This is a genomic window from Kitasatospora sp. NPDC087271 (assembly GCF_044744605.1).
In the GTDB taxonomy this organism is placed as follows: Bacteria; Actinomycetota; Actinomycetes; order Streptomycetales; family Streptomycetaceae; genus Kitasatospora.
The window spans coordinates 16,704-33,633 of the sequence record NZ_JBIUYQ010000045.1 but is presented as its reverse complement, the minus strand read 5'-3'; the positions used below and the strand labels follow the sequence as shown (position 1 = coordinate 33,633).

Annotated in this window: 17 protein-coding genes; 10 read left to right on the top strand and 7 right to left on the bottom strand. The window is 70.8% G+C overall.

Translation table 11 applies throughout. The features are described from left to right. Positions 1-117 precede the first annotated feature (117 nt). Positions 118-1,092 (bottom strand): heme A synthase, encoded by a 975-nt coding sequence (locus tag ACIO9K_RS37095; protein ID WP_400336298.1) that lies wholly within the window; start codon positions 1,090-1,092, stop codon positions 118-120. Positions 1,093-1,308: 216 nt separating this feature from the next. Between ACIO9K_RS37095 and ACIO9K_RS37090 the strand changes: the two genes are divergently transcribed. Beyond that, positions 1,309-2,652 (top strand): choice-of-anchor A family protein, encoded by a 1,344-nt coding sequence (locus ACIO9K_RS37090; protein WP_400336296.1) that lies wholly within the window; start codon positions 1,309-1,311, stop codon positions 2,650-2,652. Between the two features lie 301 nt (positions 2,653-2,953). Continuing rightward, entirely contained in the window at positions 2,954-3,664 is a 711-nt protein-coding gene (locus tag ACIO9K_RS37085) for an LAETG motif-containing sortase-dependent surface protein (RefSeq protein ID WP_400336294.1), read from the top strand. 121 nt (positions 3,665-3,785) lie between these two features. On the opposite strand, the gene ACIO9K_RS37080 is transcribed toward ACIO9K_RS37085, so the two are convergent. Together ACIO9K_RS37080 and ACIO9K_RS37075 are read right to left on the bottom strand one after the other, a co-directional pair. Next, positions 3,786-4,505, bottom strand: coding sequence for an ABC transporter permease (locus tag ACIO9K_RS37080; protein ID WP_363580676.1), 720 nt, complete (start codon positions 4,503-4,505; stop codon positions 3,786-3,788). A gap of 50 nt (positions 4,506-4,555) precedes the next feature. Then, positions 4,556-5,482, bottom strand: a complete 927-nt coding sequence (locus ACIO9K_RS37075; RefSeq protein ID WP_363580457.1) for an ABC transporter ATP-binding protein — start codon at positions 5,480-5,482, stop codon at positions 4,556-4,558. A 164-nt stretch (positions 5,483-5,646) separates the two neighbouring features. Between ACIO9K_RS37075 and ACIO9K_RS37070 the strand changes: the two genes are divergently transcribed. From ACIO9K_RS37070 to ACIO9K_RS37035, 8 genes are all read left to right on the top strand, one after another. Beyond that, complete coding sequence (locus ACIO9K_RS37070; protein WP_350880459.1) at positions 5,647-6,489, top strand: MarR family transcriptional regulator; 843 nt, start codon at positions 5,647-5,649, stop codon at positions 6,487-6,489. Positions 6,490-6,498: 9 nt separating this feature from the next. Beyond that, entirely contained in the window at positions 6,499-7,914 is a 1,416-nt protein-coding gene (gene sufB, locus ACIO9K_RS37065; RefSeq protein WP_063349524.1) for a Fe-S cluster assembly protein SufB, read from the top strand. Between the two features lie 64 nt (positions 7,915-7,978). Then, the gene (gene sufD, locus ACIO9K_RS37060; protein WP_363618698.1) at positions 7,979-9,211 is read left to right on the top strand and encodes a Fe-S cluster assembly protein SufD; all 1,233 of its coding nucleotides are present in this window, start codon (positions 7,979-7,981) and stop codon (positions 9,209-9,211) included. A gap of 5 nt (positions 9,212-9,216) precedes the next feature. Continuing rightward, entirely contained in the window at positions 9,217-9,534 is a 318-nt protein-coding gene (locus tag ACIO9K_RS37055) for a bifunctional 3-phenylpropionate/cinnamic acid dioxygenase ferredoxin subunit (RefSeq protein ID WP_063349526.1), read from the top strand. A 6-nt stretch (positions 9,535-9,540) separates the two neighbouring features. Continuing rightward, positions 9,541-10,305, top strand: a complete 765-nt coding sequence (gene sufC, locus ACIO9K_RS37050; RefSeq protein ID WP_030290237.1) for a Fe-S cluster assembly ATPase SufC — start codon at positions 9,541-9,543, stop codon at positions 10,303-10,305. After that, positions 10,302-11,561, top strand: coding sequence for a cysteine desulfurase (locus tag ACIO9K_RS37045; protein ID WP_350880453.1), 1,260 nt, complete (start codon positions 10,302-10,304; stop codon positions 11,559-11,561). The genes sufC and ACIO9K_RS37045 overlap by 4 nt, the downstream gene beginning before the upstream one ends. 16 nt (positions 11,562-11,577) lie before the next feature. Continuing rightward, positions 11,578-12,030: a Fe-S cluster assembly sulfur transfer protein SufU gene (gene sufU, locus ACIO9K_RS37040; RefSeq protein WP_063349529.1), complete on the top strand. Its 453-nt coding sequence runs from the start codon at positions 11,578-11,580 to the stop codon at positions 12,028-12,030. Positions 12,031-12,050: 20 nt separating this feature from the next. Beyond that, a complete protein-coding gene (locus tag ACIO9K_RS37035; RefSeq protein ID WP_350880450.1) occupies positions 12,051-12,431 on the top strand; it encodes a metal-sulfur cluster assembly factor in 381 nt (126 codons plus the stop codon). A 79-nt stretch (positions 12,432-12,510) separates the two neighbouring features. Here ACIO9K_RS37035 and ACIO9K_RS37030 read toward each other — a convergent pair whose 3' ends face one another. From ACIO9K_RS37030 to ACIO9K_RS37015, 4 genes are read right to left on the bottom strand one after another with little or no spacing between them, the layout of a single operon-like run. Then, a complete protein-coding gene (locus ACIO9K_RS37030; RefSeq protein WP_400336289.1) occupies positions 12,511-12,984 on the bottom strand; it encodes an NUDIX domain-containing protein in 474 nt (157 codons plus the stop codon). A gap of 33 nt (positions 12,985-13,017) precedes the next feature. Next, positions 13,018-13,812 (bottom strand): 3-oxoacyl-ACP reductase FabG, encoded by a 795-nt coding sequence (locus ACIO9K_RS37025; protein WP_363618694.1) that lies wholly within the window; start codon positions 13,810-13,812, stop codon positions 13,018-13,020. Continuing rightward, positions 13,790-14,920, bottom strand: coding sequence for a hypothetical protein (locus ACIO9K_RS37020; RefSeq protein ID WP_363618692.1), 1,131 nt, complete (start codon positions 14,918-14,920; stop codon positions 13,790-13,792). Before ACIO9K_RS37020 ends, ACIO9K_RS37025 begins: the two co-directional genes overlap by 23 nt. Beyond that, positions 14,917-16,839, bottom strand: a complete 1,923-nt coding sequence (locus tag ACIO9K_RS37015) for a nucleotidyltransferase domain-containing protein (protein WP_400336287.1) — start codon at positions 16,837-16,839, stop codon at positions 14,917-14,919. Before ACIO9K_RS37015 ends, ACIO9K_RS37020 begins: the two co-directional genes overlap by 4 nt. Positions 16,840-16,930 lie beyond the last annotated feature (91 nt).

The following is a 16,930-nucleotide window of genomic DNA, read 5'->3' as shown; positions in this document are numbered from 1 at the left end:
CTCCCGCAACCCAGCAAGATCACTACGCCTAACGCCCACGGTCCTCGCAACTCCCACAGATCGCGGGTGTTGCGAGGACCGTTAGAACCTAAGGAGGATGGGGGCCTTCGACGAGGTTCAGACGGTGGCAGCCTGTGGGGTCTGTGCGGGCAACTGCTCGGGGGCGGGGGCCTCGTCGGCGCGGGTGCGCAGGGCGAGGGGGATGCGGAGGGCGGCGATCCAGGTGAGGGTGGCGCCGAGCATGTGGAGGCCGACCATCAGCTCGGGGGCGTCCGTGAAGTACTGGATGAAGCCGAGGACGCCCTGGAGGAGCAGGACCGCCAGCAGTTCCCTGGTGCGGGCCTTCGCCGCCGGCGGGGCCTTGACGGCGGCGAAGACGAAGATCATCGCGATGGTCAGGCCGACCGAGACGAACGCGAGGTCGGCGTGGAACTGGGCCAGCCTGTCGTAGTCGATCGGGATCCGGGGGACGATCTTGTTGTCCTTCGGCGTGCCCGGGTGGTGGCCGGCGCCGGTGACCAGGGTGCCGGCCGCGACCAGCAGGCCGACGACCAGGACCAGCACGTAGGAGAGCTGGTGGATCGGGCGGGCCACGGCGAGCTCGGGGGTGCCGTCGCCCTCCTTCGACCGCTCCCACATCAGCAGCGCGACCCACACCAGCGCCATCGCGGCGATCATGTGCAGCGCGACGGTGTACGGGTTGAGGCCGGTCAGCACGGTGATGCCGCCGAGCACCGCGTTGCTCATCACCAGCCAGAACTGCGCCCAGCCGAGCTTGGTCATGCTGTGCCGCCACGGGCGGTGGCAGCGGGCGGCCAGGATGGCCCAGCCGACGGCGGCGCTCAGCACGTAGGTGAGCATCCGGTTGGTGAACTCGACGACGCCGTGGAAGCCCATCTCGGCGGTCGGGGTCAGGCTGTCGGCGGTGCAGCGGGGCCACGTCGTACAGCCGAGGCCGGAGGCGGTGAGGCGGACGGCGCCGCCGGTGACGACGATCACCACGCTCATCACCAGCGCGGCGAACGCGGTGCGCCGGACCATCACGGCGGACGGCTGCCAGCGGTCGGCGAGCAGGGAGAAGGGATTAGGCACGGGGTCAATCGTAGGCGGCCTTACAGCCGATCTTGGGGCGGGGCGCGGGTGCCGCGCGGGCGCCGCCCGCACCGGGCCGGATGGGGTGCAAACCGGACTCTTCGGTCAAGGCGGTCATTGGTCTTGACCAATCACCGGTGAGGCCGAAAGAGTGCGGATTGGTCCATACCTTTTTCGGACCTCTCCCACTCCTCCCGCACAAGCGGAGACCTGCACATGCGCATACCCACGTCCGCCGCCGCGCTCGCAGTCGGCGGCTCGCTCGCACTGGCCGGCCTGATCGCCCCCGCCGCCGCCCACGCCGCCGACCCCGGCCAGGAGTGCCGCAGCCTCGGGGTCGCCAACCTCTACGGCGAGTTCATCGAGGGCGACGACACCCACACCCCCGACGCCGAGGGCGCCGTCGCGGTGGGCGGCAACGCCGACTTCACCGGTGGCTTCTCGGTCGGCCAGGAGCTGACCCCCGCCGAGGTCGACGCCCTGCCCGGCAAGAACGCGCTGGTGGTCGCCGGCCGCATCACCGGCCACAACACCCAGGTGATGAAGGGCAACGGCGTCTACGGCTCCAAGGCCGACGGCGCCGTCGTCCAGGCCCACCAGGGCGCCACCGCTCAGGGCGCCTCCCCGATCGACTTCAAGGCCGAGTTCGCCAAGCTGCGCGCCGCCTCCACCGCGCTGGCCGCCGCGCCGCAGACCGCCGGCGCCACCGTCCAGGCCGACGGCGCCAAGCTCACGTTCACCGGCGGCGACGCGAAGTACAACAGCTTCACCGTCGACGCCGCGAAGCTCCAGGGCGCCAAGGACGTCTTCCTCAAGGTGCCGGCCGGTTCCGTCACCGTGGTCACCGTGACCGGCGGCTCGTACGACATGGCGGCCGCCGGGACCACCGGCTTCCACCTGTGGGACGAGGCCAAGGCGTCCTTCGTCCTGGACGACAAGCTGCAGAGCGCGGCCGGCGGGGCGATCCGCGCCAAGCTGCTGTGGAACTTCCCCACCGCGACCAAGGTGGTCAAGAGCAGCAAGGCCGCCTGGGCCGGCACCGTGCTGGCGCCGAACGCCGCCTTCGACCTCGGCAGCGGCGGCCCGGTCAACGGTTCGGTCATCGCGGCCTCGCTGACCGGCAAGGGCGGGGCGGAGACGCACCACTACCCGTTCGCCGGCTGCCTGCCCGGCGTCGTCGTCCCGACGCCGTCCACCACGCCCACCGTGCCGCCGGTGGTGCCGAGCGGGACGCCGTCGGCCTCCACCACGCCCGGGACTCCCGGCACCTCGGCCACCCCCGGGACCTCGGCGAGCCCCTCGGCCACGCCCTCGGCCCCGGTGAGCGGCAAGCCGAGCGCGGGTGCCTCGGCCAGCCCGTCGGCCACCGCCTCGGCGGGTGTGCCGGCCGTCTCGGCCTCGACCTCGGCGAGCCCGTCCGCCCAGGCGAACGCGGGCGGCAACCTCGCGCACACCGGTTCCGGGCCCGTCGTGCCGCTGGCGATCGGCGGCGCGGTGGTGCTCGCGGCCGGTGGCGCGATCGTGGTCGTCACCCGGCGTCGGGCGGCGAAGAAGGCCTGATCATTTCGCCGGTCGACCGGTGCTGCGCCCTCGGTGATTGAACCTGATCACCGAGGGCGCACGTATTTCAGTCAGGTGACGAAGTTCATTCAAGTTTGCCGAATCCGCGTTCCGCGAGGTGGCAGCTGTGATGGGCTGGTCATACACATCAGACGACGGACCAACAGACGAAATTCGGTCGTACGGCGGGGTGTGGAGAGGTGCGGGAGTGCCGGTAGAGTCCCCCGGACAGTCGTAGCGGGCCACCGCGAAACCTTCAACACGCCTGCTGCGCAAGACCGTTCTGAGGGGAACAGCGTAAATGGCGCGACAGCAGCGGCACATGCGGATCGGCGCGGCGGCACTCGCCGGGACGGCAGCGGCCGGAATTCTCCTGCCTCTGGCGCTGGCAACCAACGCCTCGGCGCACGTGCCGAGTTGGTCGGTGACCTGCGACAAGATCGTGATCGATCTGATCAACTACAGCCCGAAGCCCGACGTGAAGAACACCGTCAGCCTCACCATCGACGGCGAGAAGGTCCTGGACGCCAAGGCCTTCCCCGCGGAGTTCCACGGCACCTTCCCGGTGAAGGACCACACGGCCCCCGTCAAGGCGAACCTCGTGGTGAACACGACGGAGACGCCCAACGAAAAGGGCTGGAACATCAACGAGACCAAGACGATCGAGCCGTGCCACACGCCGACTCCGACGCCGACTCCCACCCCCACGCCCACCAAGACCTCGACCCCGACTCCCACCCCGACCCCGTCGCAGACCACGACTCCGACGCCGACTCCCACTCCCACGCCCACCAAGACGCCGCCTCCGTCGGCCTCGCCCACCGCGAGCAAGACCGCGACCGCGACGCCGACGCCGACCCCGGTCCCGACGCCCACCACCAGTGGCCCGGCGCTCGCCCAGACCGGTAGCAACGACGCCACCCCGATGATCGCGGCGGCCGGCGGCGGCGTGCTGCTGGTCGGTGGCGCGCTCGTCCTGCTGGCCCGCAAGCGTCGCGGCAGCCAGAGCTGACGTTCCGTCGGTGACGTGAGACCGCCCCCCGGCCGAAGCGGCCGGGGGGCGGTTCCCGTGCGGGGCGGCCTCACGCGCGTGCGGCCTCATGCACGTAGCGGTTCACGTGCGGGGCCGGGGGCTACTCCCAGCGGAAGAAGCGGGCCGCGGCGGCCAGGCCGAGGACGGCCCAGCCGGCCAGGATGCCGAGGTCGGACCAGGGCACCCCGGCGCCGTGCTGGAGGACCGACCGCAGGCCGTCCGAGAGCGCGGAGATCGGCAGCAGTTCCAGCACCGACTGCACGGCCGAGGGGAACCTGCTCAGCGGCACGATCACCCCGCCGGCCAGCAGCAGCAGGATGAACACCAGGTTGGCGGCGGCCAGCGTGGCCTCCGCCTTGAGCGTGCCGGCCATCAGCAGGCCCAGGCCGGAGAAGGCCGCGGTGCCGAGCACCAGCAGCGCGACGACCGACAGGGGGTTGCCGTGCGGGGACCAGCCGAGCGCCAGCGCGATCGCGGACAGCAGCGCGACCTGCAGCGCCTCGGTGACCAGGACGCAGCCGGTCTTGGCGGTCAGCAGCGCCCAGCGCGGGAGCGGGCTGGCGCCGAGCCGCTTCAGCACGCCGTAGCGGCGCTCGAAGCCGGTGGCGATGGCCTGCCCGGTGAAGGCGGTGGACATCACGGCCAGCGCGAGCAGGCCGGGGGCCAGGAAGTCGACCCGCTTGCCGGGCCCGTCCACCGCGACGATGTCCACGGCCGAGAACAGCACCAGCAGCACGGTCGGGATGACCACGGTGAGCAGCAGCTGTTCGCCGTTGCGCAGCAGCATCCTGGTCTCGAAGGCGGTCTGGGCGAGCAGCATCCGGCCGACCGGGGCCGCGCCGGGCTTGGGGGAGTAGTCGGTGGTCGTACTCACGAGCGCAGGTCCCGTCCGGTCAGGTCGAGGAAGACGTCTTCGAGGCTGCGGCGCTGGACGGACAGCCGTTCGGGCAGGACGCCGGAGGCCGCGCACCAGCCGGTGACGGTGGCCACCAGCTGCGGGTCGACGGGCGCCTCGACGCGGTAGCCGCCGGGGGTGGTCTCGGTGGCGGTGGCGCCCTCGGGCAGTTCCTTGAGCAGCGGGCCGAGGTCGAGCCCGGGCGGGCCGTCGAAGCGCAGGGCGTTCTCGGCGCCGCCGCGGCACAGCTCCTCGGGGCTTCCGGTGGCGATCACCCGGCCGCGGTCGATGACGGCGACCTGGTCGGCGAGCTGTTCGGCCTCGTCCATGTGGTGGGTGGTGACGACCACGGTGACTCCGTCCCGGCGCAGGTCGCGGACCAGCTCCCAGGTGGCGCGCCGGGCCTGCGGGTCGAGTCCGGCGGTGGGCTCGTCCAGGAAGACCAGCTCGGGGCGGCCGACCACGGCCATGGCCAGGGCGAGCCGCTGCTGCTGGCCGCCGGACAGGCGCCGGTAGGCGGTGCGGCCGCAGGAGCCGAGGCCGAGCCGTTCGACCAGCGCGTCGACGTCCAGCGGGTGGGCGTGCAGCGCGGCGGTGTGACGCAGCATCTCGACGGCGCGCGCGCCCGCGTACACGCCGCCCGATTGCAGCATGACGCCGATCCGGGGGCGCAGCGCGGCGTTCTGGGCGACCGGGTCGAGGCCGAGGACGCGGACGGTGCCGGCGTCGGGGCGGCGGTAGCCCTCGCAGGTCTCGATGGTGGTGGTCTTGCCGGCGCCGTTGGGGCCGAGGACGGCGGTGATCGCGCCGCGTGCGATGGTGAGGTCGAGGCCGTCCACCGCGGGCTTGTCGCCGTAGTGCTTGACCAGCCCGGCGATCTTCACCGCGGGTTCGGAGTGCATACCGGCGAGTGTAAGAGGCCCCGACGCCGGGCCCGGACGGCGCCCTCGATGATCGTTTTTGCAGGTCAGGTAAGGCTTACCTGCGTGACAGATGACACGAGTGAGGCCTGCATCACGGCTTGTCCTGTCGGAAGTAATTACGCAACACTGGTGTTGTGAAAAACATGCGCGAGCACGCCACGCCCCAGGAGGCCGAGTCGGCCCCCGGGTGCGACGTGCCCGTGACGGCGGCCGAGGTGCTGCTGGAGGGCCACCGCGCCACCCGGGACCGGGTCGCCCGGTCGATCCTCGACCACGGCCCCTCCTCCGCCGCCGACCTGGCGACCCGGCTCGGCCTCACCGCCGCCGCCGTCCGCCGCCACCTGGACGGACTAGCCGCCGCCGGCCTGGTCGAGTCCCGCGAACAGCGGGTCTACGGCAGCCGTGGCCGGGGCCGCCCGGCCAAGGTCTTCGCCCTCACCGACGGTGGCCGGGACGCCTTCTACCAGGCGTACGACCAGCTCGCCGCCGACGCGCTGCGCTGGATCTCCGACTCGGTCGGCGGCGGCAAGGCGGGCGAGGAGGCGGTCGCCGCCTTCGCCCGGGCCCGGTTCGGCAAGCAGGGCGAGAGGTACCTGGAGCTCCTGCGGCTGGCCGAGGCGGGGGAGCGCACCGAGGCGCTCGCCCAGGCGCTGAGCGCGGACGGGTACGCTGCCACGGTGCGGCGGGTCCCGCCGGCCGTGGCGAAGGCCCCGGCAGGCGCCCAGCTCTGCCAGCACCACTGCCCGGTCGCGCACATCGCCGAGCAGTTCCCGCAGCTCTGCGAGGCGGAGACCGAGGTCTTCTCCCAGCTGCTGGGCACCCATGTGCAACGGCTGGCCACCATCGCCCACGGCGACGGGGTCTGCACCACCTATGTGCCGGCACCCGGTGCCGCATCGTCGCCTGCCCGGCGTTCCGCGGGCCGCGGCTCCGATGCAGTGCCGACTGCCGGTACGTCCACCGAAGATTCAGCGTCCGCGCGTTAGGAAGCTCGCATGACTGACACCGTTTCGCACCCCGAGCTCGAGGGCCTGGGCACCTACGAGTACGGCTGGGCCGACCCGGACACCGCCGGTGCCGCGGCCAAGCGCGGGCTCAGCGAGGAGGTCGTCCGCGACATCTCCGCGAAGAAGAACGAGTCCGAGTGGATGCTGAACCTGCGTCTCAAGGGCCTGAAGCTGTTCGGCAAGAAGCCCATGCCGACCTGGGGCTCCGACCTCTCCGGCATCGACTTCGACAACATCAAGTACTTCGTCCGCTCCACCGAGAAGCAGGCCGAGTCCTGGGAGGACCTGCCCGCGGACATCAAGGCCACCTACGACCGGCTGGGCATCCCGGAGGCCGAGAAGCAGCGCCTGGTCGCCGGTGTCGCCGCCCAGTACGAGTCCGAGGTCGTCTACCACCAGATCCGCGAGGACCTGGAGGAGCAGGGCGTCCTCTTCCTGGACACCGACACCGCGCTGCGCGAGCACCCGGAGATCTTCAAGGAGTACTTCGGCACCGTCATCCCGGCCGGCGACAACAAGTTCGCCGCGCTGAACACGGCGGTGTGGTCCGGCGGCTCGTTCATCTACGTGCCCAAGGGCGTCCACGTCGACATCCCGCTCCAGGCCTACTTCCGGATCAACACCGAGAACATGGGCCAGTTCGAGCGGACGCTGATCATCGTCGACGAGGACGCGTACGTCCACTACGTCGAGGGCTGCACCGCGCCGATCTACTCCTCCGACTCGCTGCACTCCGCGGTCGTGGAGATCATCGTCAAGAAGGGCGGCCGCTGCCGCTACACGACCATCCAGAACTGGTCGAACAACGTCTACAACCTGGTCACCAAGCGCGCCGTGGCGTACGAGGGCGCGACCATGGAGTGGGTCGACGGCAACATCGGCTCCAAGGTCACCATGAAGTACCCGGCCGTCTACCTGATGGGTGAGCACGCCAAGGGCGAGACCCTGTCGATCGCCTTCGCGGGCGAGGGCCAGCACCAGGACGCCGGCGCCAAGATGGTGCACATGGCGCCGAACACCTCCTCCAACATCGTCTCCAAGTCGGTGGCGCGCGGCGGCGGCCGGACCTCCTACCGCGGTCTGATCGAGATCGGCGAGGGCTCCAAGGGCGCCAAGTCCAACGTGCTGTGCGACGCGCTGCTGGTGGACACCATCTCCCGCTCGGACACCTACCCGTACGTGGACGTCCGCGAGGACGACGTGTCCATGGGCCACGAGGCGACGGTCTCCAAGGTCAGCGAGGACCAGCTGTTCTACCTGATGAGCCGGGGCATGACGGAGTTCGAGGCGATGGCGATGATCGTCCGCGGCTTCGTCGAGCCGATCGCGCGCGAGCTGCCGATGGAGTACGCGCTGGAGCTCAACCGGCTGATCGAGCTGCAGATGGAGGGTGCGGTCGGCTGACGTCCAGCCGCTGACCGCCCACCGACTTTTCGAGCTTTTCGAGGAAGAGAGCACTACGACAGCCATGGCTGACGTCAACACCACCACCGGCTCCACCACCGCCGGGTCGATCGAGGTCGGCACCGCCGGCGCCGGCGCCCAGCTCGCCGGCCCCGGCACCGGCCGCGCCACCGTCCAGCAGCCGATCGACGCCCGGGTCGCCGTCAAGCCCTCGTTCGAGGTCGGCGACTTCCCGGTGCCCACCGGCCGCGAGGAGGACTGGCGGTTCACCCCGATGCACCGCCTGGGCGGCCTGCACGACGGCACCGCCGCCGAGGCGGCCAAGGGCGAGGACAAGGTCGAGCTGAGCCTGCCGGACGGCGTCACCGCCGAGACCGTCGGCCGCGACGACGCCCGCCTGGGCAAGGCCGGCAAGCCCGTCGACCGGGTCGCCGCGCAGGCGTTCAGCGCCTTCGAGCAGGCGCTCGTGGTCACCGTCCCCCAGGACGCGGTGCTCACCGGGCCGGTCAAGATCGACGTGCACGGCGAGGGCGGCACCCGCTTCGCCCACGTGGTGGTCGACGTCAAGCCGTTCGCCGAGGCCGTCGTGGTGATCAACCACACCGGGACCGGCACCCGGGCCGCCAACGTCGAGCTGCTCGTCGGCGACGGCGCCAAGCTCACCTTCGTCTCCGTCCAGGACTGGGACCGCAACGCCGTCCACGTCGCCCAGCAGACCGCGCTGGTCGGCCGGGACGCCTCGCTGAAGTCCGTGGTCGTCACCTTCGGCGGCGACGTCGTCCGGATCCACCCGCGGGTCAGCTACGCCGCGCCCGGCGGCGAGGCCGAGCTGTTCGGCCTCTACTTCGCCGACGCCGGCCAGCACCTGGAGCACCGTCTGGTCATCGACCACGACACCCCGCACTGCCGCTCCAACGTGGTCTACAAGGGCGCGCTGCAGGGCCAGGACGCCCACGCCGTCTGGGTCGGCGACGTGCTGATCCGCGCCGCCGCCGAGGGCACCGACACCTACGAGCTCAACCGCAACCTGGTGCTCACCGACGGCGCCCGGGTCGACTCGATCCCCAACCTGGAGATCGAGACCGGCGAGATCGTCGGCGCCGGCCACGCCTCCGCGACCGGCCGCTTCGACGACGAGCAGCTGTTCTACCTGCGCTCCCGCGGCATCCCGGCCGACGAGGCCCGCCGCCTGGTGGTCCGCGGCTTCTTCGCCGAACTCGTCCAGCAGATCGGCGTCGCCGAGATCCAGGACCAGCTGATGGAGAAGATCGAGGCCGAGCTGGAAGCGGCGGTCTGATCCAGATGACCTTCCTCCGTGCCTGCGCGCTGAGCGACCTCCAGGAGGACGTGCCCAAGCGCGTGGACCTCAACGGCGTGCCGGTCTCCGTCGTCCGCACCGACGAGGGGGTGTTCGCGATCAACGACACCTGCTCGCACGCGAACGTCTCGCTCTCCGAGGGCGAGGTCGAGGACTGCATGATCGAGTGCTGGCTGCACGGTTCCAGCTTCGACCTGCGCACCGGCAAGCCCTCCGGCCTGCCCGCCACCAAGCCGGTCGCTGTCTACCCCGTAAAGATCGAAGGGGACGATGTGCTCGTCTCCGTCAACCAGGAGTCCTGAGTACCCATGGCAACGCTTGAAATCCGCGACCTGCACGTCTCCGTCGAGGCCGAGAACGGCCCGCGCGAGATCCTCAAGGGCGTCGACCTGACCGTGAAGCAGGGCGAGACCCACGCGATCATGGGTCCGAACGGCTCCGGCAAGTCCACCCTGGCCTACTCGCTCGCCGGCCACCCCAAGTACACCGTCACCGGCGGCTCGGTGCTGCTGGACGGCGAGGACGTCCTGGAGATGTCCGTCGACGAGCGCGCCAAGGCCGGCGTCTTCCTGGCCATGCAGTACCCGGTCGAGGTCCCGGGCGTCTCGGTGAGCAACTTCCTGCGCACCGCCGCCACCGCCGTCCGCGGCGAGGCCCCCAAGCTGCGTCTGTGGGTGAAGGAGGTCAAGGAGGCGATGGCCGCCCTCCAGATGGACCCGGCCTTCGCCGAGCGCAACGTCAACGAGGGCTTCTCCGGCGGCGAGAAGAAGCGCCACGAGATCCTCCAGCTGGAGCTCCTCAAGCCGAAGATCGCGATCCTCGACGAGACCGACTCCGGCCTGGACGTCGACGCGCTGCGGATCGTCTCCGAGGGCATCAACCGGGTCCGCTCGACCGGCGAGGTCGGCACCCTGCTGGTGACCCACTACACCCGCATCCTGCGGTACATCAAGCCCGACTACGTCCACGTCTTCGCGGGCGGCCGCATCGTCGAGTCCGGCGGTGCCGAGCTGGCCGACAAGCTGGAGAACGAGGGCTACGAGGCGTATGTGAAGGGGGGCGCGTCCGAGTGACGCATCCGTTCACGGGTCTGCTCGACACCGACGCGATCCGCAAGGACTTTCCGATCCTGCAGCGTGTGCTGCACGAGGAGAAGCCGCTCGTCTACCTGGACAACGCGGCCACCTCGCAGAAGCCGCGCCAGGTGCTGGAAGCCCTGACCGCCTACTACGAGCGGCACAACGCCAACGTCCACCGCGGCGTGCACGTGCTCGCCGAAGAGGCCACGGCGCTCTACGAGGGCGCGCGGGACAAGGTCGCGGCCTTCGTCAACGCGCCCAGCCGCAACGAGGTGATCTTCACCAAGAACGCCTCCGAGTCGCTCAACCTCGTTGCCAACATGCTCGGTTGGGCCGACGAGCCGTACCGGGTGGACGCCGACTCCGAGATCGTCATCACGGAGATGGAGCACCACTCCAACATCGTTCCGTGGCAGCTGCTGTCGCAGCGCACCGGCGCGAAGCTGAAGTGGTTCGGGCTCACCGACGAGGGCCGGCTCGACCTGTCCGACATCGACGAGCTGATCACCGAGAAGACCAAGGTGGTCTCCTTCACCCTGGTCTCCAACCTGCTCGGCACCGTCAACCCGGTCGAGACGATCGTCCGCAAGGCCCAGTCGGTCGGCGCGCTGGTCGTCATCGACGCCTCGCAGGCCGCCCCGCACATGGTGCTGGACGTCCAGGCGCTGGAAGCCGACTTCGTCGCCTTCACCGGTCACAAGATGCTCGCCCCGACCGGCATCGGCGTGCTCTGGGGCCGCCAGGAGCTGCTGGAGGACCTCCCGCCGTTCCTCGGCGGCGGCGAGATGATCGAGACCGTCACCATGGGCTCGTCCACCTACGCCCCGGCGCCGCACAAGTTCGAGGCCGGCACCCCGCCGATCGCCCAGGCGGTCGGGCTCGGCGCGGCCATCGACTACCTGTCGGACATCGGCATGGAGAAGATCGCCGCGCACGAGCACGCGATCACCGCGTACGCGGTCGAGCGCCTGCTGGAGGTCCCGGACCTGCGGATCATCGGCCCGCGCACGGCCGTCGACCGCGGCGCCGCGATCTCCTTCACCCTCGGCGACATCCACCCGCACGACGTGGGCCAGGTGCTGGACGAGCAGGGCATCGCCGTGCGCGTCGGCCACCACTGCGCGCGGCCGGTCTGCCTGCGGTACGGAATTCCGGCGACCACGCGGGCGTCGTTCTACCTGTACTCGACGCCGGGCGAGGTCGACGCACTGATCGACGGCCTGCACCACGTCCGGAACTTCTTCGGCTGACGGGACAGGGCAGGACATGAAGCTCGACTCGATGTACCAGGACATCATCCTGGACCACTACCGCAACCCCCACGGCAAGGGGCTGCGGGACGGCGACGCCGAGGTGCACCACGTCAACCCGACCTGCGGTGACGAGATCACCCTGCGGGTGCGGCTCGACGGCTCGACGGTCGCCGACGTCTCGTACGAGTCCCAGGGCTGCTCGATCAGCCAGGCCAGCGCCTCGGTGCTGAACGACCTGGTCGTGGGCAAGACCGTCGGCGAGGCGCAGACCGTCCAGGAGGCCTTCCTGGAGCTGATGCAGAGCAAGGGCCAGGGCGAGGGCGACGAGGAGGTGCTGGAGGACGCGGTCGCGTTCGCCGGCGTCTCCAAGTACCCCGCCCGGGTCAAGTGCGCCCTGCTCAGCTGGATGGCCTGGAAGGACGCCACCGCCCAGGCGCTCGCCCAGCACCCCGCCGTGAACGACTGACCCGCAGAGGAGGACAGACCATGAGTGACGAAACCCCCTCCGCTGCGGAGGACCAGCCGAACGGCGTCGTCATCGTCGGCACCACCGCCGGCACCGTGTCCGTGGAGGACCTGACCGAGGCCCTGATGGACGTCGTCGACCCCGAACTGGGCATCGACGTCGTCAACCTGGGCCTGATCTACGGCATCCACATCGACGAGTCCGACGTGGCCACCATCGACATGACGCTCACCTCGGCGGCCTGCCCGCTGACCGACGTCATCGAGGACCAGGCCAAGACCGCCACCGACGGCCTGGTCCAGGACCTGCGCATCAACTGGGTCTGGATGCCGCCGTGGGGCCCCGACAAGATCACCGACGACGGCCGCGACCAGCTCCGCGCCCTCGGCTTCAACGTCTGACGGACGGCTTTTCCGTCAACCCGCTGCCGCGCGGCTCCTTCCTTCCGGGGGATTCGTGCGGCAGTGGTGTGTCCGCGCCTCAGTGGGCGCTGGCCTCGCTGTGACGGGAGCCGGGGAAGGGTGTTCCGGTTGCGAGGAGTGCCCCGCGCTTGACGGCTCCGCGTAGGACGGTGGCGATCTCCTGGGGCAGGAGGCTGATCGCGTCGAGCGCCTCGGTGGTGAGGGGGAGCTCCTCCAGGAGGTACTCGCCTCGGCCTTCCTGGCTGAACTCGGGACCGCTGCGGTCCTCGAAGCTCCACTTGTCGATGGTGGCGAGGTAGAAGTCCTGGCGCTCGTCGTCCGTCTCGATGGTGTGGAGGAGGCTGACGATCTCGGCTTCGCCGGCGATCTCCTCGTGGACCTCACGTCGGAGGGCGTCCTCGGGGCCGGCGTCGGTCGGCTCGATCTTGCCGCCGACGATCACCCAGTACGGGTCGATGCCTGGGCGGATGCGCTTGATCAGCAGCATGGTGTCGTTCGGGGTGAGGAGGACGGCGCGGACGCGGTGCTGCATGGTGGCCTGCTTCCTGTTCGGTGGGACGGCGGGTCAGTGAAGGATCCAGCCGCCGTCGACGTGCAACGACTGGCCGGTGATGAAGGACGCGCTGGGTCCGGCGAGGAAGGCGACCGCGGCGGCGACGTCCTCGGGGCGGCCCCGGCGCTGGACGCACTGGCGGTGGATCTGGTCCTCGGGGCGGGCACGGTGGTGGGCGGGCAGGCCGTTCTCCGCCTCGACCTGGATGGCCCCGGGTAGGACAGTGTTCACGCAGATTCCGTCCGGTCCAAGCTCCCTGGCCAGTGACCTGGTGAGGCCGAGCAGCCCGGCCTTGGCGGTGCTGTAGGCGGTGAGCCCTGGGCGGCCGGTGCGGGCGTTGACACTGCCGATGTTGACGATGCGCCCCCATCGGCGCTCAGCCATGCCGGGGGTGATGGCCCGGCAGGTCCGGTAGTGGATGGTCAGGTTGGACTCGATGGCGCGGGCCCACTCGTCTTCGCCGAGCTGGTCCCATGGGATGCGGGGGTAGGCGCCGGCGTTGTTGACGAGGATGTCGATCGGGCCGAGTTCGGACTCGACCTGGCTGGCGAGCGCGGCGACGGCGTTGGGGTCGGTGAGGTCGGCGCTGACCTCGATGCCGGTGCGGCCCTCGCGTCGCACGTCGCCGAGGACGGTACGGGCCTGGCGGATCTGGGCGAGGTGGTTGACGGCGACGGTGGCTCCGGCGGCGGCCAGGGCCCGGCTGGTCATGGCGCCGATCCCGGTGGCCCCGCCGGTCACGAGGGCGACCCTGCCTTGGAGCGGGAGGACGGCGATGGGCAGTTCAAGCGGCGTGAGTGCGGTCATCGTCGGTCCAATCATCGGGGCCGGTGGCCGGTGAGGGCTGGGTGTGGGCGAAGGTCTCGCCGACGGCCTCGGGGTGCTGGGTCTCGGCGAGCTTGGCCAGCAGCAGGAGCAGGTCGTGGCCGGTGAGACGGGCGGGCGGGATCACGCCGAGGATCCGCAGGGCGAGGAAGTGGCGGATCTGGGCGAGGAACCGATCCGGATTGAGGTCGGCGGCCGGGGCGAGGTCGGCTCGTACACGCTCCAGCAGACGGGTGATCGCCGCGTGGCGCCCGGCGCCGACCGGCCAGGTGTAGCGGACTTCCAGACGGCGGTGGCGCTCGTCGTGGTCGATGTGTTCGAGGTGCGGGGTGGCGACCGGTGGCAGGTGCAGCGGCAGGGTGCGGGCGTACACGTCGGGCTGGTAGGTCGGCACCAGCCAACCGCCCATGCCGAGCAGGTACCAGAGGAGGGTCGCGATCTCACCGGCGAGCGTGTTCCGTCCGGCGTACTCGAAGTCGAGCCAGCACAGCGGGTCGGCGATGTTCGGTTCGGTCGGGTCGCCCTGGGTGAGGGCGGTGACCCAGGTACGGCCGGGATGGAGCGCTTCACGGATCTCCCAGACGATGGCGGGCAGATCGAGCCGCAGCGGGACGCCGTTGACGACGAAGATGTGGCCCGTGAGGGTGTGCACCGGCGGCGGCTGGTCGGTACGCGGGGCGGGGACGGCGAGGTGACCGGACAGGTACCAGGAGTCGATCCGACCTCCGGGGCGAATACGGTCCTGGTAGAGGCCGGGCACGCAGGCTGACAGCGGCTCGGTCCGGCCGCTGTCAGCCACTGCTGCAAGCAGGTTGTCGCAGACGGCATCGATCAGCGCGGTGACCCGGGGCAGGGTGCTCGGGTGGCGGTCGGCGGTCGAGATGACGTCGCCGAGCAGCATGCTGCACCGGCCGGTGGCGAACACGTCCTCGTAGGCCACGACGTGCTTGCCGGCTGTTTGGCCGCGGCCCAGCAGCCGTGGCACTGGCAGTGCGTGGGCGATGGCCTGCCAGCCCTGGACCTCGGCGTCCGCAGCGGCCGGGGCGAGGAGCTTGCGGAAGGCCGGCGTTGAAGTGGCAGGGGCGTTCATGCGCGGCTCGTGGGCAGGGCGATGGTCGACAGCCAGTGGCCCAGGACGATGTTGGCCAAGTAGACCGCTTTGTCACGGTGTTCGCGTGCCTCGCGACGCAGGCCGGGGTCAGCGCCGGGCTCGCGGTCGAGGAAGACGCCCAGCGCGTCGTCGTCGGAGGCCCGCTCGGTGCCCTCGAAGCGGAGCATCACCTTGGCCAGCAGCGCGGTGATCTTGAACAGGGCGCGGAGGTCGGGGGCACCCTTGAGGAGCTGGCGCCGGATCTCGATGGCCGCCTGAACGCCTGCCTCGACGCTGGCCGCCACGTCGCTGGCCGCGTCCGGGGCGGGCAGGGCCAAACCAGGGCGGCACCACAGCGGCACGAGGCCGCCTGAGCCGATCAGCGCGAGGACGTGCAGCAGTCGGGAGGTGACCGCCCCGGTGCGGCACTCGTCCTGGGTCAGGACGGTCAGGCCGAGCTTGACGCCGCCGAGTTCGGCTTCGAGTTCGGCAAGAGCCCGCCGGATCCCGGGGATGCTCTCCTGCCCGGCGACCACGAAGACGTCCAGATCGGACCAGCCGTGCTGGTACTTCCCGCGTGCTCCGCTGCCGGTGACCGCGAGGAGGTCGATGACGGGCGGCTGCTGAAAGGTTGTGCGGTCCAGCAGCGCGGACAGGTAGGACTCCAGATGGACGGGCAGGCCCAGCGTGTTGACCGGCGCGCTGGACGGCTGCCGCAGCGGCCAGCGGTGGGCCAGCGCGATGCCGTCGAGGCGGCGCTCCAAGTGCAGGCGGCCGCGGTTATTGTCGACGACCTCGTGCGCGAGCGCGGCGATCCCGGCAGCCCCGCGACGGGCTTTGACGGCGTCGCGCTCGACCACGTCCTCGGGCCCGGCGGTGCCGCGTTCTGCACGGACCTCCGGCGTCGCGTCGACGTACACGACGGTCAGCTGCTCGCCGAGCATCTTTCGAAGTTCGGTGGTCGCATCCTGGTCGTGCAGCGACTCGATGGTGACGTGGCCGAGGAAGTGGTGGGCCGCGCAGTACCGGTCGAGACCGTCGATCAGCAGCTCAGCCCGCACCACGGCCGGGATCTCGTACGGGTAGGCGATACCGGCGGGCTGGGCGGTGGCTTCGATCAGGTAGCCGATCTTGAGGCGGGCGTATCCGTGCCTCACCCGCAGGTACTCGCCCGCCGTGCTCTTGCCGCTCTCCGACATGCCGCCGAGCGCGATCACCCGGACGCCTGGCAGGGCGCGAGCCGGCACGAGCGGGGTGATCGGGTGCAGAAGCCGACGAATCTCGTCTTGGACGGCCACGACCCGGCGCTCGCCGATCACGATGGCCTCGGCCCACCGCCCTTCGTCGGCCAGGCGGTGCACCTGCAGGTGGAGGTGCCGCTGGTAGTCCGCGTAGATCGGGGTGACGTGCCGCTCGTGGGAGAGGCTGCGGGAGGTGCCGATCACCGGGTCGTCGTCGTGGAGGAGCACGATGCCGTGTTCGGCGGCCTCAGCGGAGCGCAGGTCGGCGGTGTAGGGCTCCAGCAGCTTGCCGGCCCGTTTCGCAGCCTCGGCGGGGCTGAGCCGTTCACGCACTGCGACGGTCGCTGCCAGCGAGGCTTCCAGCATCGGGATGCCCCGGTCCATCAGGCGCACCGGTGCGGTGGTGGGCCTGCGGGAGCGCTCCAGGTAGGAGCTGGCGAGCACGTCGACCACCTCCTCCATCGGGCCGCGCTCGAACCACCAGGCCCCCATGCCCGTGGACTTGATGCGGTCCCAGCGCGGGTCGTGGTCGTCCAGCGGCCCGGTGGCGTGGCCGCCGGGGCCGAGGCGGCGGGCCAGGATGCCGATCTGCTTGGTCTTGCCGACGTTGTCGGGACCGCTGAACGCGATGGTGACGGGCCGGGAAGACGTGGGGTCGTGCTCGGGGGAGATGGACACGATTTCCTCCAGGGGCTGCGCAACGACTGTGGGGCAGGGGGGCGGCCCTCGTCCGGGCGCCGCTAGGGCGTCCGGACGAGGGCCGGATCGG

What these genes read in the sequence shown, in the direction of transcription:
- sufB (WP_063349524.1), top strand. Translation starts at nt 6,499, where the DNA reads ATGACTGACACCGTTTCGCACCCCGAGCTCGAGGGCCTGGGCACCTAC.
- ACIO9K_RS37055 (WP_063349526.1), top strand. Translation starts at nt 9,217, where the DNA reads ATGACCTTCCTCCGTGCCTGCGCGCTGAGCGACCTCCAGGAGGACGTG.
- ACIO9K_RS37070 (WP_350880459.1), top strand. Translation starts at nt 5,647, where the DNA reads ATGCGCGAGCACGCCACGCCCCAGGAGGCCGAGTCGGCCCCCGGGTGC.
- ACIO9K_RS37020 (WP_363618692.1), bottom strand. Translation starts at nt 14,920, where the DNA reads ATGAACGCCCCTGCCACTTCAACGCCGGCCTTCCGCAAGCTCCTCGCC.
- sufU (WP_063349529.1), top strand. Translation starts at nt 11,578, where the DNA reads ATGAAGCTCGACTCGATGTACCAGGACATCATCCTGGACCACTACCGC.
- sufD (WP_363618698.1), top strand. Translation starts at nt 7,979, where the DNA reads ATGGCTGACGTCAACACCACCACCGGCTCCACCACCGCCGGGTCGATC.
- ACIO9K_RS37090 (WP_400336296.1), top strand. Translation starts at nt 1,309, where the DNA reads ATGCGCATACCCACGTCCGCCGCCGCGCTCGCAGTCGGCGGCTCGCTC.
- ACIO9K_RS37080 (WP_363580676.1), bottom strand. Translation starts at nt 4,505, where the DNA reads ATGCTGCTCGCCCAGACCGCCTTCGAGACCAGGATGCTGCTGCGCAAC.
- ACIO9K_RS37025 (WP_363618694.1), bottom strand. Translation starts at nt 13,812, where the DNA reads ATGACCGCACTCACGCCGCTTGAACTGCCCATCGCCGTCCTCCCGCTC.
- ACIO9K_RS37085 (WP_400336294.1), top strand. Translation starts at nt 2,954, where the DNA reads ATGGCGCGACAGCAGCGGCACATGCGGATCGGCGCGGCGGCACTCGCC.
- ACIO9K_RS37035 (WP_350880450.1), top strand. Translation starts at nt 12,051, where the DNA reads ATGAGTGACGAAACCCCCTCCGCTGCGGAGGACCAGCCGAACGGCGTC.
- ACIO9K_RS37075 (WP_363580457.1), bottom strand. Translation starts at nt 5,482, where the DNA reads ATGCACTCCGAACCCGCGGTGAAGATCGCCGGGCTGGTCAAGCACTAC.
- ACIO9K_RS37030 (WP_400336289.1), bottom strand. Translation starts at nt 12,984, where the DNA reads ATGCAGCACCGCGTCCGCGCCGTCCTCCTCACCCCGAACGACACCATG.
- sufC (WP_030290237.1), top strand. Translation starts at nt 9,541, where the DNA reads ATGGCAACGCTTGAAATCCGCGACCTGCACGTCTCCGTCGAGGCCGAG.